We start from the raw sequence: 19,971 nt of genomic DNA, 5'->3' as shown, positions 1-19,971 counted from the left end.
ACTGGACGAGGCCCGATCGCCGGGCCCTCTTTCAGGAGCATTCATGGCGGCATCCGCGAAACCACAGCCCATCCACCCCTTGTGGATACGCATCAGCCACTGGCTGAACGCCCTGGCGGTGCTGATCCTCATCGCCAGCGGTTGGCGCATCTACAACGCGGCGCCGTTTTTCCCTTTCACGCTGCCCAACGCGCTGACCCTCGGCGGCTGGCTCGGAGGTGCACTGCAGTGGCATTTCGCCGCCATGTGGCTGCTGGCGGCCAACGGCCTGTTCTATCTGGCGATGAACCTCGCCAGCGGCCGGCTGGCCCGCAGGTTCTTTCCGGTCTGGCCGCGCGCCGTGCTGCGCGATGCCATGGACGCCCTGCGCGGAAAGCTCGCCCACACGGATGCGCGCCAGTACAACAGCGTGCAGCGGCTGGCCTATCTGTTCGTGATGCTGGACCTTCTCGTCCTGGTGCTGTCCGGGCTCGTGCTGTTCAAGTCCGTGCAGTTCCCCGTCTTGCGGGAATGGCTGGGGGGCTACGAGTTCTCGCGCCGCATCCATTTCGTAGCCATGGGGCTGCTGGTCGGGTTCATTGCCCTGCACGGTGTGATGGTGGCCCTGGTGCCGCGCACGCTGCTCACCATGCTGAGCGCCGGCCGCCAAGGGAGTGCGGCATGAACCTCTTCAGACGCCGGAGCTTGTCCAATGCCGATGCGGACCTGGCCGTGGCCGACGCGCGCAAGCTCCTGGAGCGCCGCATGGCGCCCGCCGCGCGCCGCCATTTCCTGCGCGGCAGCCTGACGCTGGGCGGACTGTCCCTGCTGGTCGGCTGCAGCATCAGCGACAACGAGGATGTGGAAGCCATGCTCCAGCGCATCTCGCGCTGGAACGACCGGGCCCAGGGATGGCTGTTCGACCCTGGCCGGTTGGCACCCACCTATCCCGAATCCATGATCGTCCGGCCGTTTCCCTTCAATGCGTACTACGGCGAAGACGAAGTCCGGATCGTGAAAGAGGAAGGCTACCGGCTCGAAGTGGCCGGCCTGGTGGCCGAAAAACGCCCCTGGACCCTTGCGGCGCTGCGCGCCCTCGCGCAGCAGGAGCAGGTCACCCGCCACATCTGCGTGGAGGGCTGGAGCGCCATCGGAAAGTGGGGCGGCGTGCCTTTCGGCGATTTTCTGCGGCGCATCGGCGCCGACCTGAGCGCGAAGTACATCGGCTTCGCATGTGCCGACGACTATCACACCAGCATCGACATGGCGACCGCGCTGCATCCGCAGACGCTGCTCGCGCTGACCTGCGACGGCGAGCCATTGCCACCGAAATACGGCTTTCCGCTGAAGCTGCGCATACCGACCAAGCTGGGCTACAAGAACCCGAAACACGTCATGGCGATGTCCGTGACCAACACCTATCCAGGCGGCTACTGGGAAGACCAGGGCTACAACTGGTTCGGCGGCAGCTGAGCGATCGGGCTCGGCGCCGCAGACGGCGCGGCCGTGCCCGATTCCCGGGTGCGGCGCAATTTTTCTCTTCCCTCTGCAAAAGGACTTTCGACATGAACCAGCTCACGACCGCACTGCTCGCCGCCTGCCTGACCGCGGCCTCCGTCTCCGCCATGGCGGCGGACGACATGATGAAAAAGGACCCCATGGCCAAGGACGCGATGGCCAAGGACGGCATGCCGAAAGACGCCATGAAACACGACGGCATGAAGAAGGATGCAATGAAGAAAGACGGCATGAAGCACGACACCATGGCCAAGGATTCCATGGGAAAGGACGCGATGAAGAAGGATGAGATGAAGAAGGACGAGATGAAGAAATAAGCCACGGCATGCCTGCACGCAACGGGTCCATGCAGGCCGTCAGCGCAGGCCGTGTCCCACGCCATCGCGCGATGCGCGCGAGTGGCGCCGATGCCGTGTACCCTGAGGTGGCCATGGCACCCCCACCGCCTCGAGATATTGCGCACCTCCAGACCGAACAGCGCCTGCGAAGCCTGATGCTCGCCGGGCTGGAGGGCGATGCGGCGGCGTACCGGCAATTCCTGCAGCAAATGGCAACCCGCCTGCGGTCCTTCTACCGCCGGCGGCTGTCCGGTTGGCCCGACGACGTGGAGGACCTTGTGCAAGACACCCTGCTGGCCCTGCACAACCAGCGCCATACCTACCAGCACACCGAGCCGCTCACGGCCTGGGTGCACGCCATCGCGCGCTACAAGACCATCGATCTGCTGCGCGCGCGCCAGGCGCGCGAAGCGCTGCACGACCCTCTGGACGACGATGCCACCGGCCTCTTCGATCACACCGAGGACACGGCCGCCGAGGCCCGGCGCGATCTCGGGCGACTGCTCGCCACCCTGCCCGACCGCCAGCGCCTGCCCATCGAGCAGGTCAAGCTGCATGGCCGGTCGGTCTCCGACGTGGCCCAGGAAACCGGCATGACGGAGTCCGCCGTGAAAATCGGCATCCACCGGGGCCTGAAGGCGCTGGCGAGCCGCATCGCGTCTTCGTCCCCACCCACGGCGAAGCCAAAGGCCTGCCCATGAAAACCGACGATCTGATCCATCTATTGGCCGCCGACACGGTGCCGGTCCCTCGCCATGCCGCAGCGAAGCGCCTGGCGCTCGGCCTTCTCCTGTCGGTGCCGGTTTCGGGCTGGCTGATGCGGTATGGGCTCGGGCTCAATCCAGCGCTCGGCCAGTACGCCACCCTGCCCATGTTCTGGGTGAAATTCGGCGCTCCGCTGCTGATGGCACTGGCCGCGTTGCCGCTGGTCGCCCGGCTCGGGAAGCCGGGCTCTGCCACCCGCCTCGCATGGCTGGGCTGGGCCACCCCGATCGGCCTGGTATGGGCCCTGGGGCTGATGGCGGTGTGGCAGGCCCCCGCGGCACAACTGCCGGAATTGGTGCTCAGCCGAACCTGGCGCGTGTGCGCGGAAAATATCGCGATGCTGTCGCTGCCGGTGTTCCTGGCCGCGATCTGGGTGCTGCGGGGCATGGCGCCCGTCCGCCCGGCCTGGGCCGGCGCAGGGGCCGGCGCCCTGGGCGGCGCGGCCGGCGCCACGGTCTATGCGCTGCACTGCCCGGAGCTGGCCGCACCGTTCATTGCCATCTGGTACGTTCTGGGCATGTCGCTGCCGGTGGCCGCTGGTGCCGTGCTGGGGCCTCGGCTGCTGCGCTGGTAGCGGGCCATCGCCCCGCCGCTGCGGCGCGTCAGGAACCGGGCCGCAGCGCCTCCAGCGAATCGACATAGCCGTCGGCATCCACCTCGCGCACGGGTTGCCCGTGGTTGTAGCCGTAGGTCACCAGCACCACGGGGCAGCCGGCGGCGCGGGCCGCCCGGGCATCGTTGCTGGAGTCGCCGATCATCAGCGTGCGCGCGGGCACGGTGCCCAGCGCCTCGCAGGTCCTGAGCAACGGCATCGGGTCGGGCTTCATGCGCTCGAAGGCATCGCCGCCGAACACCTTCTCGAAGAAGCCGTCCAGCCCCTTGGCCTCCAGCAGCGCAACGGCGAACGCCGTGGGCTTGTTGGTCAGGCAGGCCAGGCGCACGCCTTGCCGCCGCAGCGCCTGCAGTCCGGTGACCACGCCAGGGTACAGCGCGGCGAACTGGCCGTTGACGGCGGCGTAATGGCGCTGGTAGCTTTCCCAGGCCTGTGGATAGATTGCTTCTTTTTTGATAGCATTACGCCCTAGTGAATCATGCGCCAGAACGTGATTGAGCACCGAATTAATCAGGTGCTGCGAGCCCTTTCCCACCATGCGTTCGATGTCGGGTGCCGCGATGCCGGGCAGCCCCAGCTCATGCAGCATGCGGTTGATCGCCTCGGAAAAATCGCCGAGCGTGTCCACCATGGTGCCGTCCAGGTCCACGATCGCGGCATCGGCTTGTGCGGGGGACAGCGGAATCCAGTCTGAAAAGGGGGCAGATTGCATCGTCATGGCCATGAAAACAGGCGTGCAGTGAATGAAGGCGGGGTGGCGCCGTGGCGGTCCTGGTGCGGGGAGGACGTGTTCAACCCTGTGGAAAATTCACCGCCTGCGTCCCACGCCGCTTCGGCCGCACGACCACCGTGCCCGCCAGCTTATCGTGCCAGCCTTGCTTGCGGCTGTCGAACGCCACCCACAGCAGGCCCAGGCCCAACGGAATCGCGGAGGCGAAATACGCCACGTAGCGGCCCACGGACTGCCCGGGGGTCATCGGCTTGCCGGTGGCGGCATCCACCACGCGGGCGCCGATGGCCATCTTGCCCGGCGTGGCCTGCCGGCTCAGCCAGAACAGCACCACGGCCACGGCCGGGAGCACCCAGGAGATGACGAAATCCGCAGGCCCCAAGACCAGGCGCTCGGATTCGAAATACGCCCAGCCATAGAACGCCACCAGCAGCGGCACCGTCACGACGATCAGCAGCAGGGTGTCGATCAGCGTCGCGCCCACGCGCGCCCAGAAGCCGACATATTCGAGATCGGGAAAGCCGCCGGGATCGTTCATGAAAGCATTGTCCTTGTGAAGCACGCTTGCAACCCCAAGGGTCGAGGCACCCTGCATTCTGGCAGCGATCACCGGCCTGTGGGGCGCTTCAAACGCCGGCCGGCCTGGCCGCCCGGCGCCGCGCGGGCGCCTTCGCCACCGTCAGTTCCGCCCAGACGGGGGCGTGGTCGCTGGCGTTGGCCTTGCCGCGCTCGTCCCGGTCCACGCCGGCATCCGCCACGCGGAGCATGCGGCTCACCAGGATGTGATCGATGCGCAGTCCCGCATCGCGCTCCCAGCGCCGGCGCCGGTAGTCCCAGAAAGTGAACGGCACGTCCTTCGGGTGCACCGTGGCGATGGCATCCGTCCACCCCTGGGCCAACAGGTCGGCATAGGCTTGCCGGGGCGCCGGCTGCAACAGGGCGTTGTCCGCCCACGTGTCGGGCCGGTAGATGTCCGCATCCGTCGGCACGACGTTCCAGTCGCCCATCAGCACCACGGGATGGCCAGACGCCCAGAGCGCCTGGGCGCGGCGGTTCAGCCGCTCGAACCAACGCAGCTTGGCATCGAATCGGGGGCCGGGTTGCGGGTTGCCGTTGGGCAGGTACAGGCAGGCATAGAGCACGCCGTGGATGGCCGCTTCGAGGTAGCGGGCTTCCTTGTCGGCGGGATCGCCCGGCAGCGCGGTCAACACGGGCAGCGGATCGTGCCCGCGGCCGAGCAGCGCCACGCCATTCCAGGTGCGCTGGCCGACGGCCATGCCGCGGTAGCCCGCCGCGCGCAGCGCCTCATGCGGGAACTGCGCCGTGGGACATTTGAGTTCCTGCAGCGCGACCACATCGGGCCGCGTGCGCTGCAGCCAATCGACCAGCCGGTCGATCCGCTTGTTGACGTTGTTGATGTTCCACGTGGCGACGCGCATGGCATCACCGGTCTGAACACGCGGGCGAGCAATCGCTCACGCCGCTTTTCTTTCCGGTGCGCTCTTCCTGGCGGCGGCGCTTTTGGCACCGGCCTTCCTGGCAGGCGCCTTGGCCGCCTTGCCGGCCGTTTTGCTCGCCGCCTTGCGCGCAGGCGCGGAGCCACCCTTGAGGCTGCGCTTGAGCAGGGCCGTGAGGTCGATCACTTCGCCGGTCTGCGGCGCTTCTTCCTCCGGGTCCATCACCGTGTGGCCTTCGCCCGCCTTCGCCTTCTTGTCCACGAGCTTCATCACCTGGATGCGGAACTCGTCCTTGAAGTCGGCGGGGTCCCATTTTCCGGACATCTCCTCGACCAGCTGCCTGGCCATCTTGAGTTCCGCGGCGCTCACACTCTTTTTGCCGGCGGCCGGCAGTTCGAGCGAGTCGAGCGTTTTGACCTCGTCGCCCCAGCGCAGCAGGTTCAGCACCAGCGCCGGTCCCGAAGGCACCAGCGCGGCCAGGTGCTGCTTCGTCGAAATGACGACCTTCGCGAGGCCAACCTTGCCCGTCGCGATGAGGGTTTCGCGCAGCAGCGCATAGACCTTGTCGCTCTTGTTGACCGGCGCCACGTAGTAAGGCCGCTCCAGGAAGATGAACGGCATGTCGTTCGCATCGATGAAGCGCTCGATCTCGATGGTCTGCGTGGTCTTGGGGAACACCGCCTCGATCTCTTCCGGGCTGATGATGACGTACTTGCCGTCTTCGTACTGCACCCCTTTGACGATGTGGTCCTTGTCGATTTCCTTGCCGGTCTTCTTGTTGATGCGCTTGTAGCCCACCGGGTCCATGGACCGCTTGTCCAGCCAGTCGAAGTCCACGCCCTGCTCCGTCGCCGCCGTGTGCAGCCCGACAGGGATGTGGACCAGGCCGAAAGTGATGGCGCCCTTCCAGAGCGTGCGACTGCCAGTTGCCATGTGACTTTTCTCCGAAGGGGAAACCCCGTGCGTCCCAGTCTGCGTCGATCGGTCTGCCACCCTTGTAGGCGGCCGCTTGCCGCATCGGTAGGCATTGCCTGCCAATCGGGTGGCGGCACGGCCTTGGTCCATCCCCCGCGATCCCCTATGCTGGAGCGATGCCGACCGCCCTCCGCCCCATCGCCATCCATGTGCAAGAGCCGTCTCCCGGGGACTTCCGCTGGGTGCTGATGGAGCGCGAAGGCGGCGGTGCCTGGGCGGAGATGGAACGGTCCGCGTCGGCCGCGGGCACCTACCACCAGGCCCTGGCCGATGGGCTTCGGGTGTTGCAAGCCATGATCGAAGACCTGGACATCGGCCCTCGCCTTGCCGTGAAGCGGGCCGCGAAAGGGGTGTCGCCATCGCACGATGCGCCCCAGACGGAGCGCCCGCCAGCCGATCCCCCGGCCCCCTCCAAACCCTCCCTTTTCGGATTCGGCCCCGCCCGCTGAACCGCCGCGCGTGGCGGCTGGAGGAGGTGGTGCAGAATGCCCACCACGTCCCTACAGGCCCCACCGATGACCACGCTCCAACACCTCCTCGGCACCGAATTCCCCCTCATCCAGGCGCCCATGGTGGCGGTGTCGGGAAGCGCCATGGTGATCGCCGTGTGCGAAGCCGGGGGCCTGGGCTCCTTGCCCTGCGCCGGGCTCACGCCCGACCTGATCCGCCAGGAAGTCACGGCCATCCGCGCGGCCACCCGCCGGCCCTACAACGTCAACTTCTTCTGCCACACGCCGCCCCAGCCCGATCCGCAGCGGGAGGCGGCATGGCGTGCGGCGCTGGCGCCCTATTACGCCGAATTCGGCCTTCGTTCGGAGGACATCCCCGCCGGTGCGGGACGCCATCCGTTCAACGCCGAGGTGGCCGGCCTGCTGGCGGAGTTCCGGCCACCGGTGGTCAGCTTCCATTTCGGGCTGCCGCCGGACGACCTCCTGGCGCAGGTGAAAAGCTGGGGCTCCAAAGTCCTCGCGTCGGCCACCACGGTGGAAGAAGCGCTCTGGCTGCAGGCGCGGGGCGTGGACGCGGTCATCGCGCAGGGCCTGGAGGCCGGCGGGCACCGCGGGCACTTCCTGTCGCACGACCTGACCAAGCAATCCGGCACCTTCGCGCTGCTGCCCCAGATCGTCGGCGCCGTGCAGTGCCCGGTCATCGCGGCCGGGGGCATCGCGGACGCCCAGGGCGTGGCCGCGGCCATGGCGCTGGGGGCCTCGGGCGTGCAGGTCGGCACCGCCTACATGCTGGCCACCGAGGCCACCACCAGCGCAGTGCACCGCGCCGCATTGCAAAGCGACGAGGCGCGCCATACCGCCCTCACCCACCTGTTCACCGGCCGCCCTGCCCGCGGCATCATGAACCGCGTCATGCACGAACTGGGGCCACTGAACCCCGCGGCCCCGGAGTTCCCCCTCGCGACGGCCGCGCTGGCCCCGCTGCGCGCCAAGGCGGAAGCCTTGGGGCGCAGCGACTTTTCACCACTGTGGTCCGGACAGAACGCGAGCGGTTGCCGGGAGGCGTCCGCCGCCGACCTGACGCGCGCGCTGGCGCAGGGTTTGCGGTAAGCGGCCGGCCTTTTCCGCCGCTGCGCCCCCGCTTTTCATCAGGATGGGTGCCTCGGCCGCTCTGCGGCGGGCGAACGGCCCGCACGGCGGCTGCGCACCGTCCGACAGACGCTCCCTCGGTGTACGCCTAGTCTGCAAACCTTGCCCCGGCCGGGCCTTCGCCCGGCTGCCAGGGGCGGTTCGCATACCAAAGGATCACCATGCCGATGTCTTCTCTTCGCCGCTTTTCCGCGCTCGCCACGACCGCCCTGCTGGCCGCCGCCGCCGCCACCGCGCACGCCGCACCGGACGAATCCGCCCGGACCCGCTACGAGCGCGACCGCCAGGCCTGCCTGAGCGGCAACACGCAGCAGTCCCAGGCCGTGTGCCTGCAGGAAGCGGGTGCGGCCCTGGAATCGTCGCGCACCGGCCAGTTGACCAATCCGGGCGCCCAGGCCGAGCAGAGCAATGCGGTGGACCGTTGCGCCGTGTTCAAGACGCCCGAAGAGCGTTCCGCCTGCCTGGACCGCGTGAAGGGCCCGAGTGCCGTGTCCGGCTCGCCCGCCGCGGGCGGCGTGCTGCGCGAGAGCACCACGACCACCATCGTGCCGCCGCCCCCAGCGCCACCAGCGCGCTGATCGATGTGAATGCAGGCCCAGACTGCGGCCGGGCCGCGTCAGGCCAGTTGCGTGCGCATGGCGCCGATCACGCCGGCGTAGTCGGGCTTGCCGAAGATCGCGCTGCCCGCCACGAAGGTGTCCGCGCCCGCATCCGCCACGCGGCGGATGTTGTCGGTCTTGATGCCGCCGTCCACTTCGAGGCGGATGTCCTTGCCGCAGGCGTCGATGCGCCGGCGCACGGCCTCGATCTTGCGGAGGGCGGAGTCGATGAAGCTCTGGCCGCCGAAACCCGGGTTCACGCTCATGATGAGGATGAGGTCGATGTCGTCGATCACCCAGTCGAGCACGTCGAGCGGTTCGGCGGGGTTGAACACCAGGCCGGGCTTGGCGCCCTTGGCGCGGATGGCCTGCACGCTGCGGTGCACGTGGGCCGAGGCGTCGGGGTGAAAGCTGATGTAGTCGGCGCCGGCATCGGCGAAAGCGGCGGCCAGCGCATCCACGGGCTGGACCATCAGGTGCACGTCGATCGGCACGGGCTGGCCGTCCGGGGTCTTGGCGTGGGGCTTCAGCGCCTGGCAGATCATGGGCCCGAACGTCAGGTTGGGCACGTAGTGGTTGTCCATCACATCGAAGTGGATCCAGTCGGCGCCGGCGGCGATGACGTTCTTCACTTCGTCGCCCAGGCGGGCGAAATCGGCGGACAGGATCGAGGGGGCAATGCGGTAGGTGCGGCTCATCCCCCGATTGTCGCAGCAGCCCGCGGCGCTCCGGAAGGCTTGCCCGCCGGCCCGGGTACCATTGCGCCCATGCCGAAGTACCAGTTCCAGGCCGAGGTGCAATCCCAGTACCTGCCCGAGCAATCCACGCCCGACGAGGGCTTTTATGGCTTCGCCTACACCATCACCATCACGAACACGGGCGACATCCCCGCCCAGTTGATCTCCCGCCACTGGGTCATCAGCGACGCGCGCGGCCACACCGAAGAGGTCAAGGGCCTGGGCGTCGTCGGGCAGCAGCCGCTGCTCAAGCCCGGCGAATCCTTCCAGTACACGAGCGGCTGCCGCCTGCGCACGGCCAGCGGCAGCATGCACGGCCGCTATTTCTGCGTGGCCGAGGACGGCGAGCCGTTCGAATGCCCCATTGCGCTGTTCGTGCTGGAAGCCGTGTCCGGCGACGCCTCGGGCGCTCCCCTGAACGGCAGAGTGCTGCATTGAAGCGCCACGCCAATGACCTGGGCCACCTGCTGGCCCAGCTGGATGCGGGCGCGCCGCTGGCGCAGCGCCACCTCTGGCTGATTGCGCTGCTGGACTGGGTGCGGGGCAACCGCCGCTCGGTCGAGGCCGCGGTCGGCCGCATGCAGCTGTTCGTGGAGGCCATCGAAAAGGACGATGCCGCGCGCCAGCGCCTGCAGGACTGGTGGAGCGCGCTCGTCGGCACGGTGGACATCACCACCTTGCTGGCCGACTTCGGCTTCGCGCCGCGCACGGCCCTCGCCAGCGAGGTGGCGGAGCGCCTGCGCTACAAGCTGCTGCCGGGCAGCCCGGAGACCATCGACGCGTCCGAGCTGTTCATGCTGGCGCTGCCCTACGATTTCGATGCGCTGTGGCTCGCGGCCCTGGACGAGGCCCTGCTCGTGCGGCTGCTGTCGGCCATGGCCCCGGCCGAGGCGCCGGGCGCCACCCGCTGGCAGCGCGCCCTGCTGGACGCCATCACCTATTGCGCGGGGCAGATCCTGTCCACCGGTTTCGCGCCCGAACTGCGCCTGCGCATGAGCGAAGCCGCGCGCGACGCGCAGCCGTTCCACGCCCTGATCCGCGACGTGGAGAGCGTGCGCGTGGAGGTGATGCACCAGTTGCGCACCACCGACCGGCTCGACGAATCCGTGCAGCGCCTGCGCGAGCGGCTCGATGCCTGCCGCGCCGCCGCGGCCACGGTGTATTCGCACTTCGAGGACAACGGCATTTCGGTGGGACTGGTGTTCCGGCTGCGGCAGCTGCGCGAGCGCATTCTGCGCGTGCGCGAGCTGCTGGACTGCCTGCTCTCGCCCACGCCCGCCCCCACCGCCGCCCGCCTGATGGCGCGGCTGGTCACCGTGGGCCGCGAACGGCGCAGCCTGCGCGCGCTGCTGGCGTCCAACTCGTCGCTGCTGGCGGCCAAGGTGGCAGAGCGCAGCGCCGAGACGGGCGAGCACTACATCACGCGCACCGGCGCCGAATACCGCGCCATGGTCGGCAAGGCCGCGGGCGGCGGCCTGGTGATGGCCTTCACCACCCTCATGAAGTTCGGCCTGGCGGCGCTGGCGCTGTCGGCCTTCTGGGGCGGCTTCTGGGCGGGCGTGAACTATTCGGTGAGCTTCGTGCTGATCCTGCTGCTGCACTTCACGGTGGCCACCAAGCAGCCCGCGATGACCGCGCCGGCCATGGCGGCCAAGCTCAAGGACCTGCACTCCGACGAGGCCGTGGTGTCCTTCGTGGACGAGGTCACGCACCTGGTGCGGTCGCAGGTGGCCGCGGTGCTGGGCAACGTGCTCGTGGTGTTCCCGACCGTGATCGGCATCACGCTGCTGATCGCCAAGGGAACCGGGCAGACGGCCATCAGCACGGCCCAGGCCCACCACGTGCTGGAGTCGCTGCACCTGCTGGGGCCCTCGCTGCTGTTCGCGGCCTTCACCGGCGTGCTGCTGTTCGCCTCCAGCATCATCGCGGGCTGGGCGGAGAACTGGTTCGTGCTGCACCGCCTGGATTCGGCCGTGCAGTACAACCCGCGCATCACCCGGCTGCTGGGCACGGCGCGCGCCGCGCGCTGGGCGCACTTCCTGCGCGAGAACCTGTCCGGCTTCGCTGCCAACATCTCGCTCGGCTTCATGCTGGGGCTGGTGCCGCCCATCGCCTCGTTCTTCGGGCTCGGGCTGGACGTGCGCCACGTCACGCTGTCGTCGGGCCAGCTGGGCGCCGCCAGCACGGCGCTGGGCCTGCAGGTGCTGCACATGCCGCAGTTCTGGTGGGCCGTGGCCACGATTCCGCTGCTGGGCGCGCTGAACGTGTCGGTGAGCTTCTACCTGGCCTTCCGGCTCGCTCTGCGCGCGCACAGCGTGACGGGGGTGGAGCGGGCCCGCGTCTATGCGGCCCTGCGCTCGCGGCTGCGGCGCGCGCCGCTGGAGTTTTTCATGCCCGCCCGGCGCGCGGCCTGAGCCCTGTTAAAAGGTCTTTTCCGCCGCCCCGATACGCCCCGGAATGGAGGCCTCCGTCCTACAGGGTGGGGCCACCCCAGCGGGTAAATTCGGGCGACCCCGGGGTCGGGCCGCTGCGCGCCGAGGGGGCTTCGCGAAGGCCGACCCAACCCTGCAGGCCTGGCGCCTGCGCGAAGAGGACATACAAAGAATGGATGAAATCCTGAGCTTCTGGGCGCAATGGTTGCGCCCTTCGGCCGGGTTGCCCACCGTGCAATGGTCGCTGCTGCTCGCAGTGGCCGCGGTATCGGGCTACCTTTTCCAACGCCATATCGGCCTGCCCAAGGTGGTCGGCTACACCCTGGTCGGCACCATCGCCGGCCTGCTGGGCTTCACCGGCGCCGTGTGGCCGCTGCAGGGCATCAGCCTGTTCCTGCTGGAGCTGGGCATCGCACTGGTGCTGTTCGAGGCGGGCGGGCGCATTCCGCTGCGCTGGTTCCGCCACAACCCGATGGTGCTGGTGCAGAGCATCGCCGAATCGGCCCTGACCTACTTCGCCGTGTACTACGTGCTGATGTGGCTGGACGTGCCCCAGCGCGCTGCCGGGCCGCTCGCCCTGGTGGCCCTGGCCGCCTCGCCCGCGGTGCTCAGCCGCGTGGTGGCCGACACGCGCGCCGCCGGCCCGGTGACCGACCGCGCCATGGTGCTGGCCACGCTCTCCACGCTGTACGCCCTGACGCTGGGCAGCGCCACGGCGGAGCTGATCAACCGCCCCGCCGCGCGCATCATGGACACCATCTACCCGGTCATGGTGGTGCTGGGCGTCTCGATCATTGTCGGCGCCGTGCTGGCCCTGGTGCTGCGCATGGCGCTGCGCTTCATGAGCCCCACGAGCGAGAACACCTCGTTCCTGCTGCTCACCCTCATCGCCGCCGGCACGGCCGTCGCGGCGCACATGGGCGGCTCCGCGCCGCTGGCCGCGCTCCTGGCCGGCATGCTGCTCAAGCAGCTCAATCCGCGCCCCTGGGCCTGGCCGCGCCAGATGGGCACGGCCTCGTCTTTGCTGACCATGCTGATGTTCGTGCTGGTCTCCACCGTGGCGGCGCAGGCCGACTGGAGCGGCCCGGTGGCCGGCGTGGTGCTGGCCCTGATCGTGGTGCGCCTGGCGGCCAAGGCCCTGGGCGTGGCGGTGGGCAACGTGGGCAGCGGCGCCAGCTGGCGCCAGGCCCTGTGGGTGGGCTGCGCGATGACGCCGATGTCGTCCATCGCGCTGCTGATCGCATCGCAGTTCGTGGTGGCCTCGGCCTCCACCGGCCAGCTGATCGCCCGCGTGGCGCTGCCGGCCATCCTGGTCATGGAAGTGCTCGGGGCCGTGATCGCCACCGTCGCCATCTACCGCGCGGGCGAGAGTTCGAAACCCTGGGCGCCGCTCTCGCGCGCCGCCAACGGAGACAACAGCCGTGAGTCTTGAAGCCTTCCACCATTCCGAGCCCCTGACGCTGGGCGTCGAGCTGGAGCTGCAGCTCGTCAACACGCACGACTACGACCTCGCGCCCTATGCCGAGGACATGCTGCGCCTCATGCACAAGACGCCGCTGCCCGGCAGCGTCGTGCCCGAGATGACCAACAGCATGATCGAGATCTCCACCGGCGTGTGCCACAGCAGCAGCGAGGTGCTGGGCCAGCTCACGCAGATCCGCGATGCGCTGGTCAAGAGCGCGGACAAGCTCAACATCGCCGTGGCCGGCGGCGGCACACACCCGTTCCAGCAATGGCACGAGCGGCGCATCTACGACAAGCCGCGCTTTCGCGAGCTGTCGGAGCTGTATGGCTACCTGTCCAAGCAGTTCACGATCTTCGGGCAGCACGTGCACATCGGCTGCCCGGACGCCGACGCGGCGCTGCTGATGCTGCACCGCATGTCGCGCTACATCCCGCACTTCATCGCGCTGTCGGCCTCCAGCCCCTACGTGCAGGGGCAGGACACGGCGTTCGATTCCGCCCGGCTCAACTCGGTGTTCGCGTTCCCGCTGTCCGGCCGCGCGCCCATGGCGCTCACCTGGACGGACTTCGAGCACTACTTCGACAAGATGACGCGCACGGGCGTGGTCAAGAGCATGAAGGACTTCTACTGGGACATCCGCCCCAAGCCCGAGTTCGGCACCATCGAGATCCGGGTGTTCGACACGCCGCTCACCGTGGAGCGCGCCGCCGCGCTCGCCGGCTTCGTGCAGTCGCTGGGTGCGTGGTTCCTGGCCGAGCAGCCCTTCATGCCGACCGAGGACGACTACCTCGTCTACACCTACAACCGCTTCCAGGCCTGCCGCTTCGGCATGGACGCGGTCTATGTGGACCCGGCCACGGGCAGCCACATGCCGCTGCGCGACCACATCCTGCAGACGATCGACCACATCGCGCGGCACGCGGGTGTCACCGGGGCGTCGAGCGCCCTGCACATGCTGCGCAGCGAGGCCGACGCCGGCCAGAACGACGCGCGCTGGCTGCGCGAGCGCCAGCGCAACGAGCAGTTGCTGGGCGAGGTGAGCCGGCAGGCGGCGCAGCGCTTTCGGGGCGCGGTGTCCTGACGGGCCGACGCCAGGCTGTGCCCATGGCGAACGCCACGCTTCGCGCGCTGCGCGCCGACATCACCCAGCTGGCGGTGGATGCCATCGTCAACGCGGCGAATTCGTCGCTGCTCGGCGGGGGCGGGGTGGATGGCGCCATCCACCGCGCGGCCGGTCCGGAACTGCTGCACGAATGCCGGCTGCTGGGCGGCTGCAAGCCCGGGGATGCGAAAGCCACCCGGGGCTACCGGCTGGCGGCCTCCGTCATCGTGCACACGGTCGGTCCGGTGTGGCGCGGCGGCGCGAACGGCGAGGCGGGCCTGCTGGCCTCCTGCTATCGCAAGTCGCTTCTGCTGGCGAGCGAACGTGGGGCGAGGACGGTGGCGTTTCCCTGCGTCAGCACGGGCATCTACGGCTACCCGATCGAGCAGGCGGCGGTGGTGGCCGTCGATGCGGTGCATGCCACCCTCGCGCAGACGCCCGGTATTCGGGAGGTGACCTTCTGCTGCTTCTCGGAGCAGGACCTGTCCGTATACCGGGCGGTGCTTGGGCAGGCGGCCGAATAGCCCGAGGGGTGGCTGGGAGACACCCTCTTTAAAACCATCGAGAATATTAATTGACTTTTAAATTCTCAATGGTGATATAATGCCCTTCGTTGCAATCCTGGTGCCTGACCCGTGCCGTCACCGCAACGCTTGCTGGGAACCGGCCATCGGCCCCCGGCAGGCCGCCTTTTGCGACCTTCGTCGCCCTGTCGATCTGCCGAGCTGCAGCCGACCGAGTTCCTCGATGCTCACGCAGGCCCTCTCCCGCCTGCGATCCTGAATGAATTAGATTTCCAAGACCGCCATTCCCATGGGCCCATACGTCGTCTCGCCCTCGACACACCCGACCGACTGTGGCCGCTTCCGCGCCTCCTTCTCGGTCCATCGATCCCAGGGTAACGGCAGCTACTGCCGCGTATTCCGTTTCGACAAAGCCTTTGCATCCCGCGAAGCCGCCCGGCTCTTTGCCATCACCCAGGGCTGGCTGCAAACGAGCATGCCGCATCCTCCGGCGTGCTGAGGCCCAGGGTCTGCCAAGGCAGCTCCCTTTTCCCCCTTCGCACCACCGTCCTCCAACGGCGCGCCATTCGTTGCGCACCTCTTTCAGAAAGGCTCTTTCCATGAGCAGCAAAATCTACGTGGGCAACCTGCCCTACTCCGTGACCGATGCGATCTTGCAAAGCAACTTTGCCGAGTTCGGCAACGTCTCCTCCGCCAAGGTCATGATGGACCGTGAAACCGGCCGCTCCAAGGGCTTCGGCTTCGTGGAAATGGCGTCCGCCGAAGTCGCGCAGGCCGCCATCACCGGACTGCACGGCATGTCCGTCGACGGCCGCTCGATCGTTGTGAACCTGGCCCGCCCCCGCGAAGAAGGCGGCGGTTCGGGCGGCTACAGCGCAGCGGGCTACGGCGCGAACAAGCGCTCCGACGTGGGCTACGGCACGGGTGGTTTCGGCGGTGGCCGTTACTGAGCCCTGCCGCACTCCGCGAAAAGCCGGCCCTCCTGGGCCGGTTTTTTTTTGCCTGGCCGCCCTGCATGCCGCTCCTGGGCGCGCGCCGCAGCGCGAGGGGGCACCCAATCTGGCAAAGGGCGTGAGGCCATTGCGGGTGCCGCCCGCATGACGGCCTACACTGCCCGCATGCCCTTCCCCCTCTCCGGCCCCCACGCCGCCCTGGCCACACTGCCCCGCGCAGCGGCCGGCGCGCACGCGGCCGCCAAGAGAGCGCATCGGCCGGTGCCCCCCGCACCTTCCTGAGCCCGGCGGTCCGCTCCCCTCTCCTCTTCTTTCAGCGCAACCCTCCGCCGCCGGGCCCCCTCCTCGCGCGGCCGCGGGCGCACCCTCTTTTGGGCGTTGCCCGCATTCATTCGATGGAGTGTGTCGATGCATGCAACGATTCACGGCGAGCGCACGCTCACCGAACTTGATTTCGCCCGCCTGAGCAAACTGCCCGGGCGCGAACTCCCCCCCGCCCTGGCCGCGCTGCTGGCCAGCGCCGAGGTGACCGGCTCGCGCGCCGTGCCCGGCGATGTCGTGACGATGTACTCGCGCGTGGAGCTGGTCGATGTGCAGACCGCCCGGCGCCAGACGCTCACGGTCTGCTATCCGCGGGATGCCGAGCCCACGGCCGGCTTCATCTCCGTGCTCTCGCCGGTGGGCAGCAGCCTGCTGGGCCTGAAGGTCGGGGACGTCGCGAAGTGGCTCACGCCGAACGGCGACGCCTGCGCGGCGCAGGTCGTCGCCATCCTCTTTCAGCCCGAGGCCAGCGGCGACTACCAGACGTAGCGCGGGCCGTGGCCTGCCGCACCGTATGCTCCTGCCATGGGTGAATTCGATCTGATCCGCCGTTTCTTCCAGCGCCCCGTGCGCCGCGCCGCGCTGGGCGTGGGCGACGACTGCGCGCTGCTCGCGCCCGCGCCGGGCATGCACCTGGCCGTCTCCAGCGACATGCTGGTGGAGGGCCGCCATTTCTTTGCCGACGTCGATCCCGAGGCGCTCGGCCACAAGGCGCTGGCGGTCAACCTGAGCGATCTGGCTGCGTGCGGCGCCCGGCCGCTGGCCTTCACGCTCGCCCTGTCGCTGCCGCGGGCCGACAGCGACTGGCTGGAGCGCTTTTCGCGCGGGCTGCTGGCGCTGGCCGATGCGCACGGCTGCGAGCTGGTGGGCGGCGACACCACGGGCGGGCCGCTCAACATCTGCATCACCGTGTTCGGCGAAGTGCCCGCCGGCCAGGCCCTGCTGCGCAGCGGCGCGCGCGCGGGCGACGACGTGTGGGTGAGCGGCACGCTCGGGGACGCGCGGCTGGCGCTGGAGGCGCTGCGCGGCGAGCGCACCCTGCCCGCGCCCTGGCTGGCCCCGGCCCGCGAGCGGCTGGAGCGCCCCACGCCGCGCGTGGCATTGGGGCAGGCCCTGCGCGGGCTGGCCCGCAGCGCCATCGACGTGAGCGACGGGCTGGTGGGTGACCTGGGCCACATCCTGCAGGCCTCGGGCGTGGGGGCCCGCATCGACACCCAGAACGCTATTGAATTAATAGCAACAGGGGCAATGAGTACTAGGGCATCAGCGGCTTTTGACCACGAAACCCTGCTGCGCTGCGCCCTGGCCGGCGGCGACGACTACGAACTGCTGTTCACCGCCGCGCCCGAGCACCGCGCCGAGGTCCAGGCCGCCGGGCAGGCCACGGCCACGCCCGTGGCCCGCATCGGCACCATCGAGGCCGTGCCCGGCCTGCGGCTGGTGGATGCCCAGGGCCAGTCCCTCCCCCAGCAATACTCGTCATACGACCACTTTCGCTGATCGGCAGCGCAATCACTTGCGGGACATCGCCGTCCCTGCAAAGCGGCAGTTGTCGTACCACTTTGTGACGAAATGCCACCGAAATCACGCTTGCGGCCATCCCGACGTTGGCGACTGATACCGACTGCGCAATCGTTTGCGCCTAAGTAGGTACTAACTCGGAGCGCCTTACCAAAGGCTTACGAGCCCTCTGGAGCGTGGCAGACCGGGTAAACACGCATCGCCTCCTCTCCCCTGCCTCCCACAATCGCCGCCAAGTTGTACGACATCCTTCAAGATGATCTGCACACCAAGACAGCCGGGATCCCCAGGCTGCGATCGCCGCGCCGACGGCGCGTGCATTCCTTGCATCGAAGACGAGAGGAGACATTCCATGAAACGCAGAGATTTCGCGCTGACGGCGCTCGCGCCGCTGTGGCTCACCGCCTGTGGTGGCGGTTCGGGTGGCGCATCCGGCCCGCAGGGCGAGGCGGCCACCGCGCTGCGGCGCTCCGCCGACTACATGGACGAGGTGGTTTCGTACCGCGGCGGCTACGTGTGGTCGTACTCGCCCGACCTGAAGCAGACCTTCGGCGAGATGGAGGCCTACCGCACCATGTGCTGGATCCAGCCGCCGGGCACGCCCTCGGTCGGTCACGTGTACCTGGACGCCTACCACGCCACTGGCGACGAACGCTTCCTGCAGGCCGCCGAGCGCACCACGCTGGCCATCGTCGCGGCGCAGCACGCCTCGGGCGGCTGGAACTACATCCACGACTTCGCGGGCGAGGCGTCGCTGCGCCAGTGGTACGACACCATCGGCAAGAACGGCTGGCGGCTGGAGGAGTTCCAGCACTACTACGGCAACGCCACGTTCGACGACGCGGGCACGGCCGTGGCCTCGCAGCTGCTGCTGCGCATGTATGTGGAAAAGCGCGACGTGCGCTTTCTCGCGCCGCTGCAAAAGGCCATCGACTTCGTGCTGAACGCGCAGTTCGGCCCCGAATACGGCGTGGCGAACGGCGGCTGGCCGCAGCGGTTTCCGCACTTTCCCGGCGCGGTCGGCGCCATGCCCTCGCCGCACCCCGAGCAGGTGCCCGCGGGCGCCCATTCGGGCATGGAAGACGGCGACTACACGCTGCACGTGACCTTCAACGACGACGTGATGGGCGAGAACATCAAGTTCCTCACCATGTGCGTGATGGCGCTGGGCGAGACGCGCCTGCTGGCCCCCATCGCACGCGCCATGGAGTGCATGCGCCTCATGCAGCAAAGCAGCCCGCAGGCCGGCTGGAGCCTGCAGCACCTGTCGCGCCCCATGGGCGGCCGCCCGGCCGGCGCACCGGCCGGCGCGCGCAGCTACGAGCCCCGCTCGCTGGCCACGCACACCACGCAGACCAACATCCGCCAGCTGTTCAACTACTTCCAGCTCACAGGCGAGCGCCGCTACCTCGCGCGCATTCCCGAGGCCATCGCCTGGCTCAAGACCTGCCCGCTGCCGACGGCGGCCATCGCGGGCAGTCCGCTGCTGGGCGGCGGCCGCACCCACCCCACGTTCGTGGAGCTGGGCACCAACGCACCGCTGTACGTGCACCGCTACGGCTCCAACATCCACAACGGCGGCTACTACGCCGACAAGGACTGGGCCAACACCGTCAGCCACTACTCGGCGGGCCGCGCCATCGACATCGCGGGACTGGAGTCCACCTACCGGCAGCTCGATGGCATGAGCGATGCGGCGGTGGCGGCCATGGCGGCGCGCTCGCCCCTCCAGGCCGGCACCGCCACGCGCGCGCTGCCCCGGTATTTCTCGATCCGCGAGGTGGACTTCCCCGACCTGTTCGCGGGCGCCACCATGGCCACGCCCAAGGTGCCCGACAGCGAAGCGCAGACGCTGGTGGACGAACTGGGCGCCAAGGGCTACTGGACCTCGCCCGTGCCCGAAGTCGTCAACCCCTACCAGGGCGACGGGCCCTCGGCGGCCTACACCGGCACCGCCTACCGCAGCAAGCACGTGGGCGATGCCTGGGACACGTCGCCCTACCCGGCCGACAACCCGCCGGAGGTCCCGCCCTACGTGAAGCGGGACAAGCCGCAGTTCATCGTCACCTCGGAGTGGATCCGCCGCATGGGGCGGCTCATCGCCTACGTGGCACCGCAGGCGTGATCGACGGCTGACGTTTTCCGGCCCAGCCCCGAGCCCACCCACCGCAGCCTGCCGGTCCGGGATCCGATCCCGGGCCTGCAGGCTGCCTTTCTTTGGATCGCACCCCATGGATGGGCGCACAAAGTATCATATTTATCAAATAAATACCGGGGTGCCAGATCCTCAATGCCACCCATTTTTCTTTCCACGGGCTGAAATTCCGAGAATTCAGACTGTTTT

At 68.7% G+C, this 19,971-nt stretch carries 23 protein-coding genes; 18 read left to right on the top strand and 5 right to left on the bottom strand.

Going from position 1 to position 19,971, the window contains the following annotated elements; genetic code table 11:
* The first annotated feature begins 43 nt into the window (after nucleotides 1-43).
* From R1Z03_RS18600 to R1Z03_RS18580, 5 genes are all read left to right on the top strand, one after another.
* Nucleotides 44-664, top strand: a complete 621-nt coding sequence (locus R1Z03_RS18600; RefSeq protein WP_284426248.1) for a cytochrome b/b6 domain-containing protein — start codon at nucleotides 44-46, stop codon at nucleotides 662-664.
* On the top strand, nucleotides 661-1,452 hold the full coding sequence (locus R1Z03_RS18595; protein WP_317353805.1) for a molybdopterin-dependent oxidoreductase: 792 nt from the start codon (nucleotides 661-663) through the stop codon (nucleotides 1,450-1,452). Before R1Z03_RS18600 ends, R1Z03_RS18595 begins: the two co-directional genes overlap by 4 nt.
* A 92-nt stretch (nucleotides 1,453-1,544) precedes the next feature.
* On the top strand, nucleotides 1,545-1,814 hold the full coding sequence (locus R1Z03_RS18590; protein ID WP_317353802.1) for a pentapeptide MXKDX repeat protein: 270 nt from the start codon (nucleotides 1,545-1,547) through the stop codon (nucleotides 1,812-1,814).
* A gap of 113 nt (nucleotides 1,815-1,927) precedes the next feature.
* Nucleotides 1,928-2,536 carry a sigma-70 family RNA polymerase sigma factor gene (locus R1Z03_RS18585; RefSeq protein ID WP_317360424.1) on the top strand — a complete coding sequence of 203 codons (609 nt, stop codon included), beginning with the start codon at nucleotides 1,928-1,930 and terminating at the stop codon, nucleotides 2,534-2,536.
* Nucleotides 2,533-3,174 (top strand): DUF1109 domain-containing protein, encoded by a 642-nt coding sequence (locus R1Z03_RS18580; protein WP_317353799.1) that lies wholly within the window; start codon nucleotides 2,533-2,535, stop codon nucleotides 3,172-3,174. Before R1Z03_RS18585 ends, R1Z03_RS18580 begins: the two co-directional genes overlap by 4 nt.
* A gap of 28 nt (nucleotides 3,175-3,202) precedes the next feature.
* Here R1Z03_RS18580 and gph read toward each other — a convergent pair whose 3' ends face one another.
* The 4 genes from gph to R1Z03_RS18560 form a co-directional block, all read right to left on the bottom strand.
* Nucleotides 3,203-3,925 (bottom strand): phosphoglycolate phosphatase, encoded by a 723-nt coding sequence (gph, locus tag R1Z03_RS18575; RefSeq protein ID WP_372588169.1) that lies wholly within the window; start codon nucleotides 3,923-3,925, stop codon nucleotides 3,203-3,205.
* A 79-nt stretch (nucleotides 3,926-4,004) separates the two neighbouring features.
* Nucleotides 4,005-4,481: an RDD family protein gene (locus R1Z03_RS18570; protein WP_317353791.1), complete on the bottom strand. Its 477-nt coding sequence runs from the start codon at nucleotides 4,479-4,481 to the stop codon at nucleotides 4,005-4,007.
* An 88-nt stretch (nucleotides 4,482-4,569) separates the two neighbouring features.
* Nucleotides 4,570-5,382 (bottom strand): exodeoxyribonuclease III, encoded by an 813-nt coding sequence (locus tag R1Z03_RS18565; protein WP_317353789.1) that lies wholly within the window; start codon nucleotides 5,380-5,382, stop codon nucleotides 4,570-4,572.
* Nucleotides 5,383-5,418: 36 nt separating this feature from the next.
* Nucleotides 5,419-6,333 (bottom strand): Ku protein, encoded by a 915-nt coding sequence (locus R1Z03_RS18560; RefSeq protein WP_317353786.1) that lies wholly within the window; start codon nucleotides 6,331-6,333, stop codon nucleotides 5,419-5,421.
* A 158-nt stretch (nucleotides 6,334-6,491) separates the two neighbouring features.
* Between R1Z03_RS18560 and R1Z03_RS18555 the strand changes: the two genes are divergently transcribed.
* The 3 genes from R1Z03_RS18555 to R1Z03_RS18545 all read left to right on the top strand — a co-directional run bounded on the left by R1Z03_RS18555 (nucleotide 6,492) and on the right by R1Z03_RS18545 (nucleotide 8,551).
* Nucleotides 6,492-6,824 (top strand): hypothetical protein, encoded by a 333-nt coding sequence (locus tag R1Z03_RS18555; RefSeq protein WP_317353783.1) that lies wholly within the window; start codon nucleotides 6,492-6,494, stop codon nucleotides 6,822-6,824.
* Nucleotides 6,825-6,890: 66 nt separating this feature from the next.
* The gene (locus R1Z03_RS18550) at nucleotides 6,891-7,934 is read left to right on the top strand and encodes a nitronate monooxygenase (protein WP_317353780.1); all 1,044 of its coding nucleotides are present in this window, start codon (nucleotides 6,891-6,893) and stop codon (nucleotides 7,932-7,934) included.
* 206 nt (nucleotides 7,935-8,140) lie between these two features.
* Nucleotides 8,141-8,551, top strand: a complete 411-nt coding sequence (locus R1Z03_RS18545; protein WP_317353778.1) for a hypothetical protein — start codon at nucleotides 8,141-8,143, stop codon at nucleotides 8,549-8,551.
* Nucleotides 8,552-8,589: 38 nt separating this feature from the next.
* Here R1Z03_RS18545 and rpe read toward each other — a convergent pair whose 3' ends face one another.
* Complete coding sequence (gene rpe, locus R1Z03_RS18540; RefSeq protein WP_092745201.1) at nucleotides 8,590-9,270, bottom strand: ribulose-phosphate 3-epimerase; 681 nt, start codon at nucleotides 9,268-9,270, stop codon at nucleotides 8,590-8,592.
* 69 nt (nucleotides 9,271-9,339) lie between these two features.
* Here rpe and apaG point away from each other — a divergent pair, with 69 nt between their 5' ends.
* The 10 genes from apaG (at nucleotide 9,340) to R1Z03_RS18490 (ending at nucleotide 19,752) form a co-directional block, all read left to right on the top strand.
* Complete coding sequence (gene apaG, locus R1Z03_RS18535; RefSeq protein ID WP_272565684.1) at nucleotides 9,340-9,747, top strand: Co2+/Mg2+ efflux protein ApaG; 408 nt, start codon at nucleotides 9,340-9,342, stop codon at nucleotides 9,745-9,747.
* The gene (locus R1Z03_RS18530) at nucleotides 9,744-11,723 is read left to right on the top strand and encodes a site-specific recombinase (RefSeq protein WP_317353772.1); all 1,980 of its coding nucleotides are present in this window, start codon (nucleotides 9,744-9,746) and stop codon (nucleotides 11,721-11,723) included. Before apaG ends, R1Z03_RS18530 begins: the two co-directional genes overlap by 4 nt.
* 190 nt (nucleotides 11,724-11,913) lie before the next feature.
* Complete coding sequence (locus tag R1Z03_RS18525; RefSeq protein WP_272565687.1) at nucleotides 11,914-13,173, top strand: cation:proton antiporter; 1,260 nt, start codon at nucleotides 11,914-11,916, stop codon at nucleotides 13,171-13,173.
* Nucleotides 13,163-14,287, top strand: a complete 1,125-nt coding sequence (locus tag R1Z03_RS18520) for a YbdK family carboxylate-amine ligase (protein WP_284394324.1) — start codon at nucleotides 13,163-13,165, stop codon at nucleotides 14,285-14,287. The genes R1Z03_RS18525 and R1Z03_RS18520 overlap by 11 nt, the downstream gene beginning before the upstream one ends.
* A 23-nt stretch (nucleotides 14,288-14,310) precedes the next feature.
* Nucleotides 14,311-14,832 carry an O-acetyl-ADP-ribose deacetylase gene (locus tag R1Z03_RS18515; RefSeq protein ID WP_317360422.1) on the top strand — a complete coding sequence of 174 codons (522 nt, stop codon included), beginning with the start codon at nucleotides 14,311-14,313 and terminating at the stop codon, nucleotides 14,830-14,832.
* Between the two features lie 289 nt (nucleotides 14,833-15,121).
* Nucleotides 15,122-15,331, top strand: a complete 210-nt coding sequence (locus R1Z03_RS18510) for a hypothetical protein (protein WP_317353765.1) — start codon at nucleotides 15,122-15,124, stop codon at nucleotides 15,329-15,331.
* A gap of 100 nt (nucleotides 15,332-15,431) precedes the next feature.
* Entirely contained in the window at nucleotides 15,432-15,782 is a 351-nt protein-coding gene (locus R1Z03_RS18505) for an RNA-binding protein (protein WP_284413396.1), read from the top strand.
* Nucleotides 15,783-16,193: 411 nt separating this feature from the next.
* The gene (locus tag R1Z03_RS18500; protein ID WP_284406631.1) at nucleotides 16,194-16,595 is read left to right on the top strand and encodes a GreA/GreB family elongation factor; all 402 of its coding nucleotides are present in this window, start codon (nucleotides 16,194-16,196) and stop codon (nucleotides 16,593-16,595) included.
* Between the two features lie 36 nt (nucleotides 16,596-16,631).
* Nucleotides 16,632-17,606, top strand: coding sequence for a thiamine-phosphate kinase (gene thiL / locus R1Z03_RS18495; protein WP_317353761.1), 975 nt, complete (start codon nucleotides 16,632-16,634; stop codon nucleotides 17,604-17,606).
* Between the two features lie 373 nt (nucleotides 17,607-17,979).
* Nucleotides 17,980-19,752 carry a pectate lyase gene (locus tag R1Z03_RS18490; RefSeq protein WP_317353759.1) on the top strand — a complete coding sequence of 591 codons (1,773 nt, stop codon included), beginning with the start codon at nucleotides 17,980-17,982 and terminating at the stop codon, nucleotides 19,750-19,752.
* Nucleotides 19,753-19,971: the final 219 nt, after the last annotated feature.

Source organism: Acidovorax sp. BLS4 (assembly GCF_032929295.1).
Lineage (GTDB): Bacteria > Pseudomonadota > Gammaproteobacteria > Burkholderiales > Burkholderiaceae_C > Paracidovorax.
Note: the sequence above shows the minus strand (reverse complement) of the source record. Positions and strands in the feature narration are given on the sequence as shown.

Bases quoted from the DNA above. Each gene is read 5' to 3' on its own strand.
- R1Z03_RS18600 (WP_284426248.1), top strand. From the start codon at position 44: ATGGCGGCATCCGCGAAACCACAGCCCATCCACCCCTTGTGGATACGC.
- R1Z03_RS18595 (WP_317353805.1), top strand. From the start codon at position 661: ATGAACCTCTTCAGACGCCGGAGCTTGTCCAATGCCGATGCGGACCTG.
- R1Z03_RS18590 (WP_317353802.1), top strand. From the start codon at position 1,545: ATGAACCAGCTCACGACCGCACTGCTCGCCGCCTGCCTGACCGCGGCC.
- R1Z03_RS18585 (WP_317360424.1), top strand. From the start codon at position 1,928: ATGGCACCCCCACCGCCTCGAGATATTGCGCACCTCCAGACCGAACAG.
- R1Z03_RS18580 (WP_317353799.1), top strand. From the start codon at position 2,533: ATGAAAACCGACGATCTGATCCATCTATTGGCCGCCGACACGGTGCCG.
- gph (WP_372588169.1), bottom strand. From the start codon at position 3,925: ATGCAATCTGCCCCCTTTTCAGACTGGATTCCGCTGTCCCCCGCACAA.
- R1Z03_RS18570 (WP_317353791.1), bottom strand. From the start codon at position 4,481: ATGAACGATCCCGGCGGCTTTCCCGATCTCGAATATGTCGGCTTCTGG.
- R1Z03_RS18565 (WP_317353789.1), bottom strand. From the start codon at position 5,382: ATGCGCGTCGCCACGTGGAACATCAACAACGTCAACAAGCGGATCGAC.
- R1Z03_RS18560 (WP_317353786.1), bottom strand. From the start codon at position 6,333: ATGGCAACTGGCAGTCGCACGCTCTGGAAGGGCGCCATCACTTTCGGC.
- R1Z03_RS18555 (WP_317353783.1), top strand. From the start codon at position 6,492: ATGCCGACCGCCCTCCGCCCCATCGCCATCCATGTGCAAGAGCCGTCT.
- R1Z03_RS18550 (WP_317353780.1), top strand. From the start codon at position 6,891: ATGACCACGCTCCAACACCTCCTCGGCACCGAATTCCCCCTCATCCAG.
- R1Z03_RS18545 (WP_317353778.1), top strand. From the start codon at position 8,141: ATGTCTTCTCTTCGCCGCTTTTCCGCGCTCGCCACGACCGCCCTGCTG.
- rpe (WP_092745201.1), bottom strand. From the start codon at position 9,270: ATGAGCCGCACCTACCGCATTGCCCCCTCGATCCTGTCCGCCGATTTC.
- apaG (WP_272565684.1), top strand. From the start codon at position 9,340: ATGCCGAAGTACCAGTTCCAGGCCGAGGTGCAATCCCAGTACCTGCCC.
- R1Z03_RS18525 (WP_272565687.1), top strand. From the start codon at position 11,914: ATGGATGAAATCCTGAGCTTCTGGGCGCAATGGTTGCGCCCTTCGGCC.
- R1Z03_RS18515 (WP_317360422.1), top strand. From the start codon at position 14,311: ATGGCGAACGCCACGCTTCGCGCGCTGCGCGCCGACATCACCCAGCTG.
- R1Z03_RS18510 (WP_317353765.1), top strand. From the start codon at position 15,122: ATGGGCCCATACGTCGTCTCGCCCTCGACACACCCGACCGACTGTGGC.
- R1Z03_RS18505 (WP_284413396.1), top strand. From the start codon at position 15,432: ATGAGCAGCAAAATCTACGTGGGCAACCTGCCCTACTCCGTGACCGAT.
- R1Z03_RS18500 (WP_284406631.1), top strand. From the start codon at position 16,194: ATGCATGCAACGATTCACGGCGAGCGCACGCTCACCGAACTTGATTTC.
- thiL (WP_317353761.1), top strand. From the start codon at position 16,632: ATGGGTGAATTCGATCTGATCCGCCGTTTCTTCCAGCGCCCCGTGCGC.
- R1Z03_RS18490 (WP_317353759.1), top strand. From the start codon at position 17,980: ATGAAACGCAGAGATTTCGCGCTGACGGCGCTCGCGCCGCTGTGGCTC.